This is a genomic window from Methylocystis silviterrae, assembly GCF_013350005.1.
Lineage (GTDB): Bacteria > Pseudomonadota > Alphaproteobacteria > Rhizobiales > Beijerinckiaceae > Methylocystis > Methylocystis silviterrae.
The window spans coordinates 114,900-133,319 of the sequence record NZ_JABVWW010000007.1 but is presented as its reverse complement, the minus strand read 5'-3'; the positions used below and the strand labels follow the sequence as shown (position 1 = coordinate 133,319).

The window sequence follows — 18,420 nt, the reverse complement described above, 5'->3', positions numbered from 1 at the left end:
CACACTTGCCTCATGGCCTGAAACTTGTAAGTCCTGCAGCGTTTGGCGCGAACCGCTGCGGAGTCACATGACCTATTGTTGCGGCATTCTGGTGCGCGATGGACTGGTGATGATCGCGGATACCCGCACCAACGCCGGGCTCGACAACATTTCGACGTTCCGCAAGCTGTATCTCTTCGAGCGGCCCGGCGAGCGCGTGCTGATGCTTGCCGCCTCGGGCAATCTCTCGGTGACGCAGGGCGTCGTGAACCTGATCGGCGACGGGATCGAGCATCCCGAGAGCGGCGTCGTGGAAAGCGTCATGAATACGCCGAACATGCTGCATGCCGCGCAGCTCGTGGGGCGCGCGGTCCGCCTTTCGCGCTCCCAGATGGGCAACGCCGAGGGGGAGCCTGCGGCGCAGGGCGTCAGCTTCGACGTGTCCCTGCTGCTCGGCGGTCAGATCGCCGGGGGGCCGCTCCGTCTTTTCATGATCTATACGGCCGGCAACAGCATCGAATGCACGCCGGACACCAATTATCTGCAGATCGGCGAGCACAAATATGGAAAGCCCATACTCGACCGCGCGGTCGCCTATGACACCGACATTTATGATGCGCTGAAGATCGGGCTTATTTCGATGGATTCGACCATGCGCTCGAATCTTTCGGTCGGCATGCCGATCGATATCGCGCTGCTGCGTCGCGACGCGCTGCAGACGGAGGTGGCGACCCGGATCGGTTCGAACGATCCGTATTTTCGCGATTTGCGCGAGAGCTGGTCGAAGGCGCTGCGCGAGGCGCATATGGCGATCCCCAAGCCTCCGTACAGCGGCCGCAACGCGTGACGATTGTTGCGCCGGCTGACGCCGCCGCCATTGCTCGCGCCGCGGCGATCCTGCGCGAGGGCGGACTGGTCGCCTTCCCGACCGAGACCGTCTATGGCCTCGGCGCCGATGCGACGCAGGCGTGGGCGGTCGCCCGGATCTACGACGCCAAAGACCGCCCCTCGTTCAATCCGCTGATCGCGCATGTCGCCGATCTCGAAGCCGCCCGTCGCGAGGCGGCTCTGCCTGAGCTTGCGCTGCGTCTCGCCGCGTCCTTCTGGCCGGGGCCGCTGACGATCGTCGCGCCCGTCGCGCCGGGCGGGGCGGTTTGCGATCTCGTCCGGGCCGGCCTGCCGAGCGTCGCGGTTCGGATTCCGGCGCATCCTGTCGCGCAAGCGCTGATCGCCGCGCTCGGCCGGCCGATCGCGGCGCCTTCGGCCAACCGCTCCGGCCATGTGAGCCCGGTGACTGCGGCGCATGTCGCGCAAGATCTTTCGGGCAAGGTCGACATGATCCTGGACGGCGGCCGCACCGCCGCCGGGCTGGAGTCGACGATCGTGTCCTTTTGTGAAAGCTCCCCCGTATTGCTGCGTCCCGGCGCGGTCGCGCGCGAGGCGATCGAGAAGATCCTCGGGGCAAAGCTTGCGGCGCAGGCGCACGCTGAAATCCTCGCGCCCGGCATGACGCCGTCCCATTACGCGCCTGCCGCGCGCCTGCGTCTGGAGGCGCTCGACCTCAATGAAGGCGAAGCGGCGCTCGATTTTGGCGCCCGGCTCGCCCCGCGCGCCAAACCCGGAGCCTTTGTGCTCGATCTATCGCCGTCGGGCGATCTCGTGGAGGCGGCGGCTAACCTCTTTGCCCATTTGCGGGAATTCGACGCGCGCCAAATCGCCAATGTCGCCGTGGCGCATATACCCGAGCGGGGGCTGGGCGAGGCGATCAATGATCGGCTGCGACGCGCCAGCGCGCCGAAACTCAATTAGGCGGCGAGCGCCGTGGGCGTGGCCGCGTTCAGAAAGAAATCCTGCGTCACAGGCTCCGGCTGGCCTTTCAAATAGGGGCACTCGTAGCCGCGCGCAGCGAAATCGCCCACGCCGACGGCGCACATTTCCACCGCGAGGCGCGTCAAGCGGTTGAGCACGGGCTCACGCACCCAGGAAAAGGGCGGCGCGTCGGGCGCGACGGCGCGCATCGCCGCCTTGCGATTGACGTTGTTTTCATAGCTCATGCGCGCCTGCCAGCCGGCCTGCGGCTCCTGCCAATCATTGACGACGATGACCGGCCCGCGCAGAACGCGCGCCTCATGTTCCGTGCGTTCGATCAGCGCCAACTCGCCGCGCCTGACCCCCGCCAGGGTGAAGAGCGTTGGACGCGCAATCGGCGCGCTGGCGATAAACTCGACGGCCGCCTCGAAATTCGCGCAATTTTCGAAGGCATAGCGCAGCACATGGTCCGGCGGCCAGCCGCCTTCGCTTGCCAAGGCGTCGCGCAGATTGAGGACGGCGTCATAGGCGAAGCCGATGGAGCCCTGCGTGCGCCGCTTCATCGGCGCCTGATTGATCGAGGCGCAAAAGCGGCCGGGAGCCATCGCGCTCAGCACGCCCACGGCCCCCGGCCAGGTGGCGTTGTAAAATTCGCCGGCCGCGCCGGACTGCAACGCGATTTCGACGCCCCTGCCGAGGCCCTGAAAGGGCCAGTCGAGCGTGCGGCGCAGGCGCGGCAGACCGTGCTCGTCCTCGTAAGCCTGGGTGGTGCAGGCGAAGAGATAGGACATGTTCAGCGTCATCGCGCCGGGAAAGCCGAGAATGGCGACGATGCGCTCAAGCTCCCCCCGATAGGCGGAGGCGGAGCGTTTCAGCCAATTCGCGGCGATACGGTCAATCGGCGGCAGGCACAGGCGGCCGACCGGCGCCGCCGCGCCAAGACAGGCCTTGCGAAGCGCGGCCGCCGCGTCGATCCGCGCCGTCGCATGGGCGACCGGGCCGCCGTCGCGCACGTCGAGGAAGTGAATCGCGTCCATCGTCGTCCTTGCTGTCAGAAAACCGTCATTGAACAGATATGGATTTCACATCCCTCTGTCACAATACAGTAAAAATTTAGGGTCCAGCCTCTCGGCGTAAAGTCGTTGCGCGCCCTCCGCCTTCGAATCGGCTACAAATCGCTAAGGAAACACCCTTGCTTTTCGAGAATAGAATGTCGGACGCCGTCGCCGTCGCTTTTGAGGCGCTGAAGTTCCACGCTTCCGCTTTGGCGCGGACGCGAACGCTCGATCTCTTTGCGGAGGACTCCGCGCGTTTTAGAAATTTCAGCGTCAAGCTTGACGATTTTCTCTTCGACTTCTCCAAGCACCGAGTGACGCGCGAGACGATCGCGCTGCTGACCTCGCTGGCGAAGACGCGTGATCTCGACGCGCGGCGCGAAGCGTTGTTCTCTGGCGAACGCATCAACAACACCGAAAGGCGCGCCGCCATGCATATGGCGCTGCGCGATCTCTCGTCGCGTCCGCTTCTCGTCGGCGGCGAAAACATGCGGCCGCTGATCGAAGCCGAACGCGACAAGGTTTTCGCCTTCGCGCGCGCCGTGCGCTCTGGCGACCTTCGCGGCGCGACAGGCGCGCCGTTCGGCGATGTGGTCAATATCGGCATCGGCGGTTCGGACCTGGGTCCGGCGATGGCGTCGCGCGCGCTCTCGCCCTTTGCCGGCGAGGGTCCGCGCATGCATTTCGTCGCCAATGTCGACGGCGCCGATCTCGATGACACGCTGCAAAATCTCGATTTGGCGCGCACGCTGTTCATCATCTCATCGAAGACGTTCACGACGCAGGAGACGATGGCGAACGCGAGAAGCGCGCGCACCCGCATCGTCGCAGCGCTCGGCGAAGCTGCGGTGAAGTCGCATTTCGCCGCCGTCTCGACCAGGCTCGACAAGGTCGCCGAATTCGGAATCGATCCCGCGCGCGTCTTCGGCTTCTGGGATTGGGTTGGCGGGCGCTACTCGCTGTGGTCGTCGATCGGCCTTGCGCTCGCGATCGGCGTGGGACCGGAACACTTCCTGCAGTTTCTGCAGGGCGGGCACGATATCGATTCGCACTTCTTCGAAGCGCCGCTTGAGCAAAACATTCCCGTGCTGATGGGACTTCTCGGCGTCTGGCACAGAAACGTGATGGGATGCGCCGCGCATGCGGTTATCCCTTATGATCAGCGCCTCGCGCGATTTCCGGCCTATCTGCAACAGCTCGACATGGAGTCGAACGGTAAGTCGGTGACGCGCGAAGGCGCGCCTGTCGATTATGAAACCGGGCCGGTGATTTTCGGCGAGCCTGGCACCAATGGCCAGCACGCATTCTTTCAACTGCTGCATCAGGGAACCGACGTCGTCCCGATCGACTTCCTCGTCGCGGCCGAGCCCACCGCCGCCGACGAGCACCATCATGAATTGCTTTTCGCCAATTGCCTGGCGCAAGCCGAAGCTTTTATGCGCGGTCGAACGCTAGAGGAAGCGAAAGTGCAATTGCGCGGGCAGGGGCTGAGCGAGGAGGAAATCGCACGCCTCGCGCCGCATAAGACGTTTCCAGGCGATCGCCCGTCCAGCGTTCTGCTTTACCGACATCTCGATCCGCGCACGCTCGGGCGACTCGTTGCGCTTTACGAACACAAGGTCTTCGTTCAGTCGGTGATCTGGGACATCAATCCCTTCGACCAGTGGGGCGTTGAACTGGGCAAGGAACTCGCCAACCGCCTGGCGCCGATCGTCGAGAACAGGGACGAATCGACGCAAGGGCTGGACGGCTCGACCGCAGGCTTGATCGCGTGGCGAAGGGCGCACTGAGTCGACCGCCAAAGGCGCGAAGACGCAGCTTTCTTCGCCTTTAGTCGGAATTCCGATCAGGCCTGCGGCTTGTCGGGAATGACATTCTGCAGCTTCGTTCCATTGGCTGTCATTCCCGACGCGCGACGCGCGATCGGGAATCCAGTCTAAACGGCTCAGACTGCCTTAGCTGAAAGTATGCTCGCAAGAGCCGGCAACGCATTGCGCAGGAGTCGGAATTTGCCGAAGCCTGCTTCCCGCAGCAGCGCCTCAATCTCTTCGACGCGGCGCGGCTCGCCGCGGCCCATGGCCAGCGTGTAGAAGCCGTAATAGGCGTCGAGCGGCTCGGCGCCTTTGACGCCGGACATGCCCTCGACGATGAGCAGCGTCGCGCCGGGCGCGAGCGCCTTGCGCACATTGCGCAAGAGCTTCAGCGCCGAAGCGTCGTCATGGTCATGCACGATGCGAATAAGGGTCGCGACGTCGGCGCCCTCTGGAAGAGCGTCATTGAGGAAGTCGCCGCCATGAATGTCGGCGCGCGAGAGGAGGCCGGACTCTTCGAGCCGCTCTTTGGCGCGCGCCGCCACGGCGGGAAGATCGAAGAGAGCAAGCTGCAGATGCGGCGCGCGGGCCGCGGCGGCTGCGAGAAACACGCCTTCGCCGCCGCCGATGTCCAGGAGGCGCCGATGACGCGAAATGTCGTAGGCGTCGAGCGCTTCCTGCGCGACCATCGGCTGCGTCGCAGCCATGAAGGCGCTGTAAGGGCCGACTTGTTGCGCCGACAACGCCTTGGGCGCATCCCCATCCGAATAGGGCCAATAATCGGCGAGCCGCCCACGCTTTTCCTGGCGCAGCAGCGCCACGGGATCGGCGAGATCTGCGTAAAGCAGCGGCTGGTGTTCGACGATCGCGAGCGCCGCGCGATTGCCGGCGAAGGCGGCGCCGAGCAATCCCAGCCCGTATTTCGCGCCGCGTCGCTCGGCAAGGCCCAGCGAAGCGGCAGCCTCCAGCAGGCGCCGCGTGGCGGGCTCAGAAAGCGCGAGTTTCGACGCCAGCGCGTCGAGGCTCAACGGGCCGTCGCGCAAAACGTCGAAGAGCTTCAGTTGGGCGCAGGCGACGAGAACCTGCGAGTAGACGAAGCCGGCGGCGAGATCGAGGCCGGCGCGCGCGCCGCGCCGCGCCAAGGGCCGCGTGATGGGATTTTTCAACGTCCAGCGCTGGAATCGCGGATTGGCGACAAGCTCATCGCGCGCGTTGCGCAATCGCTCGAGCCATTGATCGAGTAACGCCAAGACGGTCTCTCAGCTTAAGGTCTTACCCTCAGGATTCAGGTCTTGGCCTTAGCATGTCGCCGGAACGTCGTCTCGGGCAGACGCCGCCGTTGCGGCGCAACGGTCCTTCCTGTAGAAAAGCTCTGCGCCTGCGCCCGTAGCTCAGCTGGATAGAGCGCTGCCCTCCGAAGGCAGAGGTCAGAGGTTCGAATCCTCTCGGGCGCGCCACTTCCGAACAAAACTGGGGACGCCAATTCCCGTCGATTTCCCGCCTGACGCGGGGAGGAGGGTGCGGAGCAAGGCGCTCTTGTTGCCGATGATGCGGACTTCCCGCTCGCCGACTTCGACCCTCGGGGCGAGGGCGCGCAGATGGTCGCGGCGGGCGCATCAGTATCAGAAGCGTCGGCCTGCTCACGACCAGCGGCGCGGTCAGCGCCGCGCTGCCGGCACGCCAAACCGGAGCAGGAGAGAGAGGATCTCTCAGCTGCCGAACGACGCTTGCTCGCCGCCATGCGCGAATGTCGAAAGCCATCAGTATTTGTAACTGAGGCTCGCGGCGATGGTCCGCGGCTCGCCATGGTAGAGCGCGCCGTTTGAGGTCCAGTTTGGACGGTTGGTGAAGTTGGCGGCGTTGATTTCCAGCTTGAGATTGTCGTTGAGGGCGTACCCGAGCGTCGCGCCGAGCATTTGCTGGGGCGCGAGGGTGAAGCCATAGGTGTTGGGCAGCGTCGCTTCGAGGCGACTGGCGTAGTAGTAGCTTGCGCCGAGTTCGAGCCCCTTGAGGTCGCCCGTGTCGAATGTGTAATTGGCGGAAGAGTTGTAGACGCGGCGCGGCGCGCCCAAGAGATCGCTACCCCGCTGCGAGGGGATATTGTCGTCCTTCGACACGAGCGCATGCAGGAAAGTGGCGGCGGCGTTGATTTTGAGATTCGGCAGGATCTCGCCGCCGAGGTTGACCTCGACGCCATGGCTGTGCTGCTGGCCGGTGACGACCGAATAGAAGCCGCTCGGATTGGCTGGATTGGGGATCGCGACATTGTCGCGGGTGATGTCGAAGAGCCCGACTTCGAAACTCACCTTGCGATCCAGCAACTCGCGCCGGAAGCCGATCTCATATTGGGTGTCCTGCTGCGGTGGCGGCGCTTCGCCGCTTTGAATGCGCACGCCGGTGTTGGGGATCAGCGATTTGCCGTAAGCGGCGAAGAACTGCGTCTCTTCGTCGGGCCTATAGAGAATGCCGGCGCGCGGCGAAAAATAGCCCCTGGTCCCTTTGCTCAGGCTCGATGTCGGCTCGCCGGTCAGCGCGCCGAGGGGATCGAAGACGCGTTCGCGCTGCGAAAGAAGATCGTAGCGCCCGCCGACAAGAATGCGCCAGTTCTCGTTGAGGTCGATCAGGTCCTGGCCGTAGACCGAACGGCTGATGGCGCGCGCCACGCCATTCGACCAGAAGGCGCCGGCGTAACTGACGCCGGGCGAATAGACGGGCGCGAAGATATTGAGCGGCGCCGCCTCATAACGCGCGACGTCATTGTCGTAGCCGAAATAGAAGTCCCAATGTTCGAGGCCGAGAAAGACGCTGTGGGCGAGAAAGCCCGTGTCGAAACGGCCGTTGAGGCGCAACTGCGCGTCGAAGCTGCGGTTGGCGGTCCGCGCGCGCACCGGACTGCCGAAGACGACCGACTGGAATCCGTCATAGCCCCAGCCGGTGAACCAGCCCCAGCGGTTGGCGGTGAGAAAATAATCGACGACCGCGGCGACCCTCCAGTCGGCGTTGAAGGCGTGCTCATAGCGCAAGGTGAGATCGTCGAAGAAGGGGGTTTCATGTTCATTCGCCGGAAGTCCGGCGTAGAACTCCTTGGGGACATGCAGAAACACCGGATCGGCCGGCAGGCCGTCGCGCCAGACGACCCTTGCGCCATTGTGCTCGGCGCGCAGGCTGACGCGGTCGCCATCGTCGGCGGTGAAAGCGAGCATCGGCGCGATATCGAAGCTGCGGGTGCGCGTGAAATCGACGAAGCTCCCGAGGCTCTGGGCCGAGCCGGTCATGCGAAACAAGAGGCTCTTCTCGTCGTTGAGCGGCGCGTTGACGTCGGCGGTGAACCTCGTGACGTCGAAGCTGGCCTTGGTGGCGACGGCGCGGGCGAAGGTCTCCTGCGTCGGCGCCTTGCGGATGTAATTGGCGGCGCCGCCATAGCCCCCGAGCGCCTTGCCGAACAGCATGGCGCCCGGACCCTTGAAGAATTCGACGTGATCGACGGTGGAGAGATCGACGTCCTGGGCCGTGAAGCCGTGCGAGGCGCCGTCGAAGAGCGTCAGTCCGCTCGGAAAGCCGCGCATGACGAAGCTTGGCGAATAGGCGCTGTTGGCGGCGGGCGCGTTGACATAGACGCCGCTCTGGTCGCGCCCGAGCGTCTGCGCATTGGGCGCGTCGGCGCGCCGCTCGCCTTGTCTGCGCTCGATTTGGCTGCGCTCCTTGTTCTGCTCTTCGGCGCCGCTCGTCTCTTTGCCGCGCCTCTTGCCCTCGCATTGCAGCGTCTCCTTGCGCTCGTTCTCCCGCTGCTCCTCGGCGTGCGCCTGCGCGGCGCCGACGCATATGCAAAGCAGAGCGACAAGCGTCGCTCTCATGCCGCGCCGGGAGGCGGCGCCTTTCGACGGCGTACGACACGCGAACGCGCGCCGGGATGTCTGCGGTAGAGCGCGACTTGCGTCAGCGGCGCGATGAAGCTTGAGGCCTCGCCATCCTCGGCGATGGCGAAGCGGCACATCAGGCCGCCCGCCGCTCCGGCGTCGAAAATATCGAGGACGACGAGCCGCGGCGCGCCGCGCGTGACGACGCCGCGTTCGCGCAAAAAAGCGATGAGCGCCTGCTTAGGATGCGCCGAGAGCGGCAGCGCGCGGCGCAGATTTTGGACAAGACTTCCACGTTCGATCCGGTCTAAATCCATTTGTCGCTCCATCAATAAGTCAATCCATGCGCGTTCAAATCACGCGGGCGTTCGCTCCGCCGGCGCGGGCCGGACCGCACTCCGCCGCTGAACATGCGACAGCCGCGCCGAACGCTTCTTCCACCAGATGTAGATCCCCGTCACAGAAAGCATCGCGATCACGAGCCCCATCGCGCACACGAAGATGCGGTAGGGAAGACCGAAGAGATTGGCCATATGCAGTTCGACGAGCCAGGTGGTCAGCGTCGTTCCACTGCGATGGCCTGTCGGCAGGCTGATGGTCTTCAGTTCGCCCGAGCGTGAATCGAACAGGATCGAAGTAGACCCAGCCTTGTCGCCGATATCGCGCGACGAGCGCACGCGATATTCGTAAAGGCCCTTGTCGCGCAGATTATAGAGCGCTAGCGGGCGTTCTATCGCAAAGCCGTGCTCGCGCGCCTGCTCTTGCATTAGCCGCTCGCCGGTCGCTTGCCCCGCCTCCCATTCCATCGGCGCGCGCGTATCGTTCTGCGGCGTTCCCTCCTGCGCCCAGACGGGAGTTTCGGAATCGAGAACAAGCTGCGTCGCACGCGTGTAGAAATTGGGCAGCGTGAAAAACACGCTCGACCAGGCGTAGACAAGCAGCATCGCCCAGAGCCACAGGCCGCTCGCGCGATGCAGGTCGAAATTGACGCGATAGAAGGAGCTCTTGAGCTTCACCAGCCATGACGGCCTCCAGCGCGCGAAGAAGCCTTTGCGCGAGCGCTGGCCGGCCGCGGGCAGCGTCAGATAAAAGCCGACGAAACAATCGAGCGTCCAAGTGAGCGCTACGAAGCCCAGTATCCAGTCGCCGATCCCGCTCATCGCCAGATACATGTGAAGGCCGTAGACGAAGGGCATGATGTCGTTCTTGCGTTTGGGCAATCCATGCCACGTGACGCGCCCGAGTTCATGGCCATCGACCGGATCGAGATGGATAAATTCGAAGTCGAGCGGCGGCGCGCCGTCGCTCGCCTCCATGCCGATCGAGACCGAGCCTGGATGGCCCATGTAGACGGTCGCTGCGCGCGCCTGCGGGACGATGGATTCGGCGCGGCGCGCCAGCGTCGCCGCGTCGAGCTCTATCCCAGCGCGCTGACCGGGATAAAGTTCCGGCGTCAGCCAGTGATTCAACTCGCCCCAGAACGCGAGCAGGCTTCCCGTTAGGCCGACTACAATCAGGAAGCCTGCCATCGTCAGTCCAGCCCACCGATGCAGCCATACGAACAGCGCGCGCGGCATCGCTAGAACTCCACTCTGATCTGCCCAGTCGCGGTGAAGGGATTAGCGGGAATGGCATTCAGCGGTGGAACATTGTAGTTGAAGAAATCGTCCACACCGGTGAAATACTGCGCGTTATTGATGTTCTTGAGATTGAGCTGAGCGGTCACCTTATAGCCTTCGACCAGCGTCGCGTAGCTCGCGAAGGCGTCGAGACGCGCCCATCCCGGCAGCACAAATGTGTTTTGGATATCGCCCCATGCACGCGTCGAGGCCGTTACGCCGCCGCCGACACGTAATCCGAGGCCGTTGTCGCCAAAAGCGTAGGTCAGAAAGATTTTGCCCGAATGACGCGGAACATTGTCGAGGTGGTTGCCGAGAAGGCCGCCACCTTCTCCGAAGATCGTGGCATCGAAAAAGCCAAAAGGGTTTAATCGATTCACCGGATTGTCGGCGATAACCGTCGCGTCGATCAATGCGTAGTTGCCCACGATCGTCATGCGATCGGTAACGCGGCCGAGTACGTCAACCTCGATTCCGCGGCTGCGCTGCAATCCGGCAAGCTTCTGCGCGATGGGTGCCAATGACGCGAAATCCCGTGTCGGCACCCCGGATTTGGTGATTTGGAAGAAGGCGAGCGTGGCGCTCAGGCCCGGCAGAGGCTCGGCCTTCAGACCGACCTCCCATTGCAGGCCGCGCTGCGGCCCTAAAGGCTGTCTGTCGGCGGTAAAGCCGTTGTTCTGGCCGAAAGATCTTGAGTAGCTGCCGTAAACGCTGACCTGGGGAAGAATGTCGTAGACGACGCCAGCGCGCGGACTCCAACCCCTGTCGATGGCCGTCGGCGATCGCAGTCGACTGGCGATCGCCAAGTCCTTGCTCGCATCGTAAACGCCGCCGCCATTCTCAAAGCTCGATGACGTTCCTATCGTTTGATCCGCTACATCGTAGCGGACGCCGACAAGCACATGCAGACGGTCAAACCATGTGACATAATCCTGGACATAAAGCCCTTTTTGTCTCTCGAGAGTCGATGAATGAAATTTGCCTCCCGATCCAATTTGTGAATCAAAATAGGCGAAGGACGGTACCGTTCCATGGATCGGGCTAAAAATGTCGATCGGATAGAGTGCGGCACCGTTGGCGAAGTAATAGTCGTAATAGGTGTTCAGATAATCGAGCCCCATCAGAAATGTGTGTTTGCCGCCAAGCGCCACGAACTTCCCTTCGATGTCAATATTGGTCGAGAAGGTACGAGCGGACGCGAACTGGTATTGCCCGATGCGTTGCAGCATTCGCCCATCCGTGTCGACGCACATCGGCGTCACGCAGAGTGGCGTGATATTGGGCTTATCGAAAATTGGGGCGGCGGCGTAAAGAAAGCGGTTGGTGACCTTCCAATCCTCATTGAGATTCTGACGGAGTTTATAACTGATTAGATAGTTCTCGAAGCGGTCGCGCGGATCATTGGCCTCCTGGTATGAGCGGCTCAACGGGACCGGCGCGGACTTCGGTCCGATTGTCGGGATTCCGACGTCGCTTTGCGCCTTCAGACCTGAATATTGTCCTTCTAGGGTGAACTCGGTCCAGGCGCTCGGACGGTAGCTTACCACCGGCGCGACGAGCACGCGCTCTCCGCCCCCTGAATATCCGCGAAATGAGCCATTGTTCTGATAGGTTCCCGAGACACGATAGGCGAGCCCCGGAACCTCAGCGACAGGAGAGGTGAAATCCCACTGCGTGCGATACCAGTTGAAAGATCCGAACTGTTGATCGACAACGTAGCGGGCGCGATCGAGCGGCTGCTTGGTCACCAGATTGATCAATCCTCCGGGCTCCGCGCGTCCGTAAAGTATCGACGCTGGTCCCTTGAGCACCTCGATGCGCTCCAGATTGGCGGTGTCGAGCATGCCGGGGTTGACATTGCCGAGAGACAGATTGTTGCGATAGATATTGAGGCTCTGAAAGCCGCGAATCTTGAAGTTGTATCCTTCGACCTCGTTGTTGTTGGACCGCACGCCTGGCACATTCTCTAGGGCTTCCTGGACGGTTGTATTGTTTTGGTCGATCATCACTTGCTTGGGGACCACGTTCACCGACACAGGCGTTTCCCTGATTGGGATGTCGGTCTTGGTGGCCGTCGTGGCGTCATTCACCACATAGCCTTCGGCGGGCGTCTTCGGCTCGCTTGGGAAATTGGATGACGGTCCCGAATCGGACGTGGCGGGCTCGTTCGTTGGCGGACCCGATATGTGAGTCGATGGCGCGCGCTGGCGCCCTCCGATGCTGATCGTAGGCAACGCTTGCTGAGCGCGGGCGCATTCAGACGCGAAGGCGAGCAACAGCGCGCCGGCGGAAACGCCGCGCAGTAGAACGGACGAGTTCATTGAGAAACTCCAGAGCGATTGTCACGGCGCTCGAGCAGACGAGAAGAAGAAGAGGAGAGCTTAGGGCGCGAGCCGCGAATTAGGCCGCCTGCGGCGGGACGCGCGAAGACCAGGCGCTCGCCCAACCGGCAAGCGCGAGTCGGCTGCGTGCGGGAGCGTGTCGCTTAACAGCATCGGCCGCCAATCGGCGCCAGGGCGCTAGGCTAAATGCCGCTCCCGGGAGACCAAACGTCTGCACCTTGCAACTTGCCAAGCAACAGAGGCCAGCCAAAGAGCACTTATGCGCGTGACCGTCGCTCGCTGGCAGGCGCGAGTCATCTTGCGCACAATCGACGACGGCCGCGATCGAGACTACGGCAATCTCTTCATGAGAAGCGCTTCGCGCCCAGGGCGAAGCGAAAACAACTCCCTGAAGCGCCATGACAAATGCGACAAAGCCGAACAGAGCCGCGCGAACGCGTCCGAAACGCCAATCAGCGTTCTCGCTCGTCTTTGTCGCGGGACTTCCGATCTGCCGCATCGTCGCCGTTCTTCGCCTGGTGGAGAATAAATAGCCAAAGCGGGGCCGATGTGCCTGACATGAGTCTGACGTGAGAAATTTTGGCGCGAATTCGAGACGCTGTGTCTTTCGGGCAACAGCCGGCCCTTCGCGCCGATCTGTCCTGTCTTGCGAATTTAGAAACCAAATTCGATAATCAACGGCGCGAAGGGATCGTTGCCCAGATGCGAATATTGTTGGTTGAAGACGAGCTGGACGCGGCGCGTTTGACGGCGTCGTTAGTCGCCCAGGCCGGTTTCGACGTTGATCAAGCCCGCTGTCTGAGCGCTGCGCGAGAAGCTGTCGAACGATCAAACTATGACCTCTTGCTTCTCGATCGTCGTCTGCCTGATGGCGATGGGCTGTCGCTCATGCCGCTTGCGCGGCAACTGAGGCCGGGCATTCGCGTCATGGTGCTGACGGCAATGGATGACACGGGAGAAAAGGTGTCGAGCTTCGATCTCGGCGCGGACGACTATGTGACGAAGCCTTTTCAAGGAGAGGAGCTGGTCGCGAGAATACGGGCCTGCGTTCGGCGTCCGGGAAGCGGCGCGCCAAAGCCGATCGTCGTGGGCGCGCTGTCTTTTGACCCGACGACGCGTGACGTCCGTATCTCGAACAGAATCGTCACGCTGCACCGGCGGGAATTGGTCCTGCTCGATTCTCTTCTGCGGCGCGTCAATCGCGTGGTTTCGCGCGAGACTCTTCTCGACGAGGTCTTCTCTCCACACGACGACGTTCAGGACAATACGCTCGATATGGCGGTGTCGCGTTTGCGGCGACGGGTCATCGTGTTGAACGCTGGCGTCGCCATTCACACTATTCGCGGCGTTGGCTACATGGTGACGGAGTTGCTTGATTGAGACGGCATTCGCTCGTATTACGCATTGTCGGCTGTCTATTCCTTGCACAAATTATAGCCTTTCCGATCGCATGGCTGGTAACGATCGGCATCGGCCTTACGGGAGTAGAAATTTTCGCCACATCGCTCGATGAGTTGTCGGCGATTCGCGCAAAAAAGCAGATCATCGCATCGTTGGCGATGAATGAAGATAAAATGCTGGAGATCAGGCCGACGCCGGACCTGCTAGAAGATCTGAAGCGCGCGCCCGCTATGAAGTTCGCGGCGTTTCGAAGGCTGAGCCGTGACCCAATTGCCGGTTCCTCGCCAGAGCTCATCGCGATGCTGAAGCCTCTCATCGAGATCAGCCCGACCCATGTGCATTTCATCCTGCCTGGCGATCCAAGCGCTATTCGTGCGGGCCTTATGGAACCAGAATGGACTCCCTTCGGGCGCCTTCACATCGCCGTCTACGGACAGAAATTTCGTTGGGGCGACATTGTCGACGCCGCCATTGAGGAAACGCGCTGGTTGACCGCCTACCTGGTCATGGCGATTTTGATGTCGGCAGGCGCAGCCTGGTTCGCCGTGCGGTGGGGATTGAGGCCGCTCAGACGCGTGGCGGCACAGGCGTCACGAATCGACATGAGCAGCCTGGACCAACGCCTCGATGCAAATGACGTATCGAGCGAAGTTGGACCCCTCGTCGACGCGGTAAACGACGCTTTGGCGCGGCTCGATGCCGGCGTCGCCCGGCAACGGCGTTTTACGGCAAATGCCGCGCATGAACTCCGCACGCCCATTAACGTGCTCGGCGTGCGGCTTGATGCGCCTGAGGAGCCGACCTTTAAGAATGATCTGAAACGCGATCATCGGCGAATACGCAACATCGTCGAGCAGCTGCTGGCTTCCGCGCGGCTCGGTCAACAATCGACAAAGCTTGATCACACGATCGACCTCGTCGCGTTGACGAGAACGATCATTGCGGACGCAGCGCTTCTGGCGCTGAAGGCGCGGCGCCAGATCGTTCTCGACGCGCCCAGCGCGCCTGCTCTTATACAGGGCAATCGGCCGGCGCTTGAGTCCGTCATCTCGAATGTCATCGACAACGCTCTTCGCGCCGAGCCAGAGGGCGGCATGGTTCACGTTCGCGTCGCCGAGAACGCAACGCTCGAAGTAATCGATCATGGTGGCGGCGTGGAAGAGACGGACCGCGAATTGGTCTTCGAGGCCTTCTGGCGAAAGAACGAAACCACTCCCGGCACGGGCCTTGGCCTCGCCGTCGCCAAGGAAATCGTAGACGCACACGGCGGCCATATCTGGGTCGAGGACACGCCCGGAGGCGGCGCGACGTTCAAGCTGGAGTTTCCGCGATCGAATGCGAATTGAAACTTGCTGGTCTACTCGCGAGCGCTGCGGATGACGCGCGGGAGCTGGCGTGTCAGCCGTCTATTTAGGCGGAATGGGGCAGAAAGTCGGAGCGGCTTCCGCTACTGGCGCCCGACGCCTTTAGATCGAGAAGGGCGGCGCGTCTCCGCGAAATGTTCTCGATAGGATCCGCCAAGCCATTCTATCTCCGGTCAACGCCAAATCGCCGTCATCGCAGCAGTCAGCGGCGAGTTCAGCAACTTTTCGCCACTCGTCGGTGGTGGGCGAGAGCCAGATCTCCTCTGAGGTCAGATCTCGGTGGAGAGCGAAAAGAATCGCATGCACGACAACCAGATGCGTGCGGGGATGCTCAGCCCACCACGCGGATGACGCAAATCGGAGAATCGCTTTTTCGCTCATCGCCCTTGCTCCTTCGCCGTGTGCTCACTGCCGCGAAGCCGGAGGGTGTCCACGAAATGGGCGTTGCGATCGACGAAAGCAATTTCTTTCTGGACTTAATTCGTCTCGAAGGTGAAGCTGAGCCTATTCTTGCCTCCATCAAAGGGTCGGAATGTTTCGCCTTCGATGGTCGGCCGAGGCCTCATATTCGCTCAGTCCTTCCCGCGTTGCAGCTTGTATTTTCGCCGATATGCGCTAAATATTACATATCGAGTTTCGGCCGAATGATCTTGCTTCCGCTCCCTTGGCGCGTCGGCTTCTGACTTCCTCTCCAGAACTTCGATCCCCAAGCGCCACGCAATCTGCATGGCGCAGACAGCTGTTCTCGAAAGGACACGTCAATGCAGACCGGTATCGTAAAATGGTTCAACGCCCAAAAAGGCTTTGGCTTCATCCAGCCGGAGTCCGGCGGCCCGGACGTATTCGTCCACATCAGCGCGGTTGAGCGCGCGGGACTTATGGGTCTCGCGGAAGGCCAGAAGCTCAACTACGAAATCGCCATCGATCGTCGTAGCGGAAAATCTTCTGCCGATCAGCTGCAGGTCGCAGCCTAATCATCTTCCCGGCCCCTGGTGGTCCAGCCGCAATGCGGCCGATCGGCAGGGGCCGGGAATGTTCCTTTCAGGAGGAACGAGACTACTAAGCGTCCGCGCAGAAAAGCGCAGCAGTGGACGTTGAGCGCGAGGCCCATTCACACGAGGGGGCGGACATGGCTAAAGGCCAACGGCGCAGTAATCGCGAAGCGAAAAAGCCCAAGAAAGACAAAACCCGCGACGGGGGTGCGGCGGCGGTCCTTAAGGATTCGTCCTGGCTGACCGTTGAAAAGCTTCAGGCGCGCGAAGCCGACGCGAAGCGACGGCGTTAAGTCGAGCGCATCGCGGGCTCATCGCCTGAATGCGCTCATGACGATCACTCGAGGAGCGCCTCCACATGACCAATGACAACGATACGATCCGAAGCTTTCGGCGTCCGGCGCAAAGGCTTACCGCCACCCCATCGCATAAATTCGCGATCGGGGTTCGCGTGATCCAAAAATTCGGAGCCGCGACGGGAACCGATTCGTTTAGCGTCACGCGCCATCTGCCAGACGCCGGCGCCGGCCTGCAGTACCGGATGAAGAGAGAACGCGATGGGCAGGAAAGGGTCGCCGTAGAATCCGCTCTCGAACTCGTGGCGCGGGAAGAGTTCATGCAATAGTTTCTGGAGGTGGTCGATGGACGCGAAGCAATATACAACGGAAGCCGCTCTCTATTTTTCCAAGGCGGCCAATTCGCATTCGAAGTCCCTCAATTTTCGGCGCTTCGAGCACGCCTCGGAGGCTATTCGCTTCGCCGTAGAGGAGCTCACGCCAAAAGCGCTCGCCGGCTGCTCCCTGGAAGTGGATGAAGAGCACTTTTTCGGCCGCGAGATTCGGCCGCTTTACGACAGCGAAGATTACCCGTTACGCCGCCGGTGATGTAAAGCCGTGTATCGCGCCTGAGACGGCCGCGCCTGAAGTCGGATTGAAAATCTTGCTAGAGCGCGGCGTCGCACCACGCGCGCAATGGTCGTGGGGTCCCCTCCTTAAGCTGCTTCAGCGTTCGCACGCCTCGTCCCTTCGAAGCGTGGCGCCCTATCTGTCCTTGCGAGCGCGATCAGGCGGAAGGCCTGAGCGCAAGCGAGGAACACTACAATGGCCAAGACACCGAAGATGGCCAAGCCATACGCCAAGCCATACGCCACGACCGACGCAAAGACCTCTGACGACATCAGCGGCGCGACGGCTCCACTCGCCTTTGCCGGAATCGGCTCCGCACTGGCCGCAGGTTTGGGCGTCGCCGCGGCAGGACTTTCCGTTGCATTCGTGTGCGCCATCGCCGGCGCGATCGGCGGAGCGATCCTCGGCGTGTGGGCAAATCGCCGCTGACGCAATTCCTGCTGAAGGCGCTGAGAAGCCACGCGACTTGGTCCTCTCGAGGGCCACGTGCGATGGCGCACATTCGCACGGATCTGTAACGAGTAGCGTTCTCCTCAGCAAAACAACAGGAGGACGTCATGTCGAATTTTACCAGCGCGATTGTCGGAGCCGTCATCGGGTCGGTCATCTTCTTCGGAGTCGGCACCGGTTTGGCTCATGCCCATACTGCGCCTCAGCAGACAGGATCTGTTGTCTATGTCGAGGCGCCGTAAGCGGTGAATCAGGCGTGGGCGACGAACAGATGGAGCTTGCGTCTCGGATGCAGCGACGGCGCTTTTCGCCGCCGCTCAAGAGGGGCCGCGTCGCTTAGCTTCGGCGCCGAAACAGCAGATGGTCGAGGGAGATCGCGCCGGGCCCGCGGGCGACCAACACGGTGAGGATCGCCATCCAATAGGCATGAACCGTCCACCATGCATCGGGATAGACGAAGATCTGGATGACGATTGTCATCGCCAGAAGAATGAACGCCGATAGGCGCGTCAAAAGCCCAAGGACAAGCAGCAGCGGCAGGACGAATTCGAGGCCGCTTGCCACATAGGCGGCGGCGGTCGGCGAAATGAGCGGCAGTTTATATTCGTCGGCGAATAGCGCGAAGGTCGCGCTGCGAACCGCTGTCGGAATCTGGATCGAAAGATCAAAGCCGAAAATTTCGCGGCCTAGAGTCGGTCCTTCAATCTTTGTCTGACCGGAGACGAAGAACGGATGCGCGGCGACGATGCGCAGGAAGAGGGCGATCAGGGCGTAGGGGATCGCATCCAACCAGCGTGCGATCTTTCTTATGAAATTCATTGCATTCAAACTCCATC

At 62.0% G+C, this 18,420-nt stretch carries 18 protein-coding genes and 1 tRNA gene; 12 read left to right on the top strand and 7 right to left on the bottom strand.

The window, feature by feature from the left end:
- Window positions 1–67 precede the first annotated feature (67 nt).
- Together HUN39_RS10335 and HUN39_RS10330 are read left to right on the top strand one after the other, a co-directional pair.
- Window positions 68–826 carry a peptidase gene (locus tag HUN39_RS10335; protein WP_175094433.1) on the top strand — a complete coding sequence of 253 codons (759 nt, stop codon included), beginning with the start codon at window positions 68–70 and terminating at the stop codon, window positions 824–826.
- Window positions 823–1,788 carry an L-threonylcarbamoyladenylate synthase gene (locus tag HUN39_RS10330; RefSeq protein ID WP_175094432.1) on the top strand — a complete coding sequence of 322 codons (966 nt, stop codon included), beginning with the start codon at window positions 823–825 and terminating at the stop codon, window positions 1,786–1,788. Before HUN39_RS10335 ends, HUN39_RS10330 begins: the two co-directional genes overlap by 4 nt.
- Here the strand turns inward: HUN39_RS10330 and HUN39_RS10325 are convergent.
- Window positions 1,785–2,825: an Ntn hydrolase family protein gene (locus HUN39_RS10325; protein WP_175094431.1), complete on the bottom strand. Its 1,041-nt coding sequence runs from the start codon at window positions 2,823–2,825 to the stop codon at window positions 1,785–1,787. The genes HUN39_RS10330 and HUN39_RS10325 overlap by 4 nt on opposite strands.
- A 173-nt stretch (window positions 2,826–2,998) precedes the next feature.
- Here HUN39_RS10325 and pgi point away from each other — a divergent pair, with 173 nt between their 5' ends.
- The gene (pgi, locus tag HUN39_RS10320) at window positions 2,999–4,633 is read left to right on the top strand and encodes a glucose-6-phosphate isomerase (protein ID WP_175094430.1); all 1,635 of its coding nucleotides are present in this window, start codon (window positions 2,999–3,001) and stop codon (window positions 4,631–4,633) included.
- A gap of 155 nt (window positions 4,634–4,788) precedes the next feature.
- Here the strand turns inward: pgi and HUN39_RS10315 are convergent, their stop codons facing one another.
- On the bottom strand, window positions 4,789–5,904 hold the full coding sequence (locus tag HUN39_RS10315) for a methyltransferase (RefSeq protein WP_175094429.1): 1,116 nt from the start codon (window positions 5,902–5,904) through the stop codon (window positions 4,789–4,791).
- 130 nt (window positions 5,905–6,034) lie between these two features.
- Here HUN39_RS10315 and HUN39_RS10310 point away from each other — a divergent pair.
- Window positions 6,035–6,111: transfer RNA gene (locus tag HUN39_RS10310), tRNA-Arg, on the top strand.
- Window positions 6,112–6,414: 303 nt separating this feature from the next.
- On the opposite strand, the gene HUN39_RS10305 is transcribed toward HUN39_RS10310, so the two are convergent.
- Genes HUN39_RS10305 through HUN39_RS10290 form a run of 4 tightly spaced genes read right to left on the bottom strand, consistent with a single transcriptional unit; the run spans window position 6,415 to window position 12,220 of the window.
- A complete protein-coding gene (locus tag HUN39_RS10305) occupies window positions 6,415–8,508 on the bottom strand; it encodes a TonB-dependent receptor (RefSeq protein WP_175094428.1) in 2,094 nt (697 codons plus the stop codon).
- Complete coding sequence (locus HUN39_RS10300) at window positions 8,505–8,828, bottom strand: hypothetical protein (protein WP_175094427.1); 324 nt, start codon at window positions 8,826–8,828, stop codon at window positions 8,505–8,507. Before HUN39_RS10300 ends, HUN39_RS10305 begins: the two co-directional genes overlap by 4 nt.
- 39 nt (window positions 8,829–8,867) lie before the next feature.
- The gene (locus HUN39_RS10295) at window positions 8,868–10,088 is read right to left on the bottom strand and encodes a PepSY-associated TM helix domain-containing protein (RefSeq protein ID WP_175094426.1); all 1,221 of its coding nucleotides are present in this window, start codon (window positions 10,086–10,088) and stop codon (window positions 8,868–8,870) included.
- A 2-nt stretch (window positions 10,089–10,090) separates the two neighbouring features.
- Window positions 10,091–12,220 (bottom strand): TonB-dependent siderophore receptor, encoded by a 2,130-nt coding sequence (locus HUN39_RS10290; protein WP_332310749.1) that lies wholly within the window; start codon window positions 12,218–12,220, stop codon window positions 10,091–10,093.
- Window positions 12,221–13,174: 954 nt separating this feature from the next.
- Between HUN39_RS10290 and HUN39_RS10285 the strand changes: the two genes are divergently transcribed.
- The 8 genes from HUN39_RS10285 (at window position 13,175) to HUN39_RS19505 (ending at window position 17,826) form a co-directional block, all read left to right on the top strand.
- Window positions 13,175–13,852, top strand: a complete 678-nt coding sequence (locus HUN39_RS10285) for a response regulator transcription factor (protein ID WP_175094424.1) — start codon at window positions 13,175–13,177, stop codon at window positions 13,850–13,852.
- A complete protein-coding gene (locus tag HUN39_RS10280; protein WP_175094423.1) occupies window positions 13,849–15,219 on the top strand; it encodes a HAMP domain-containing sensor histidine kinase in 1,371 nt (456 codons plus the stop codon). The genes HUN39_RS10285 and HUN39_RS10280 overlap by 4 nt, the downstream gene beginning before the upstream one ends.
- Before the next feature lie 779 nt (window positions 15,220–15,998).
- Window positions 15,999–16,211 (top strand): cold-shock protein, encoded by a 213-nt coding sequence (locus tag HUN39_RS10275; RefSeq protein ID WP_014893112.1) that lies wholly within the window; start codon window positions 15,999–16,001, stop codon window positions 16,209–16,211.
- Between the two features lie 113 nt (window positions 16,212–16,324).
- Complete coding sequence (locus tag HUN39_RS10270; protein WP_175094314.1) at window positions 16,325–16,522, top strand: hypothetical protein; 198 nt, start codon at window positions 16,325–16,327, stop codon at window positions 16,520–16,522.
- A gap of 65 nt (window positions 16,523–16,587) precedes the next feature.
- A complete protein-coding gene (locus tag HUN39_RS10265; RefSeq protein ID WP_175094422.1) occupies window positions 16,588–16,854 on the top strand; it encodes a hypothetical protein in 267 nt (88 codons plus the stop codon).
- 16 nt (window positions 16,855–16,870) lie between these two features.
- Window positions 16,871–17,113, top strand: coding sequence for a hypothetical protein (locus tag HUN39_RS10260; protein ID WP_124738057.1), 243 nt, complete (start codon window positions 16,871–16,873; stop codon window positions 17,111–17,113).
- 216 nt (window positions 17,114–17,329) lie between these two features.
- Window positions 17,330–17,563 (top strand): hypothetical protein, encoded by a 234-nt coding sequence (locus HUN39_RS10255; protein ID WP_175094421.1) that lies wholly within the window; start codon window positions 17,330–17,332, stop codon window positions 17,561–17,563.
- 128 nt (window positions 17,564–17,691) lie between these two features.
- Window positions 17,692–17,826, top strand: coding sequence for a hypothetical protein (locus HUN39_RS19505; RefSeq protein ID WP_269750326.1), 135 nt, complete (start codon window positions 17,692–17,694; stop codon window positions 17,824–17,826).
- A 94-nt stretch (window positions 17,827–17,920) separates the two neighbouring features.
- Here HUN39_RS19505 and HUN39_RS10250 read toward each other — a convergent pair whose 3' ends face one another.
- The gene (locus HUN39_RS10250) at window positions 17,921–18,403 is read right to left on the bottom strand and encodes a DoxX family protein (RefSeq protein ID WP_175094420.1); all 483 of its coding nucleotides are present in this window, start codon (window positions 18,401–18,403) and stop codon (window positions 17,921–17,923) included.
- Window positions 18,404–18,420 lie beyond the last annotated feature (17 nt).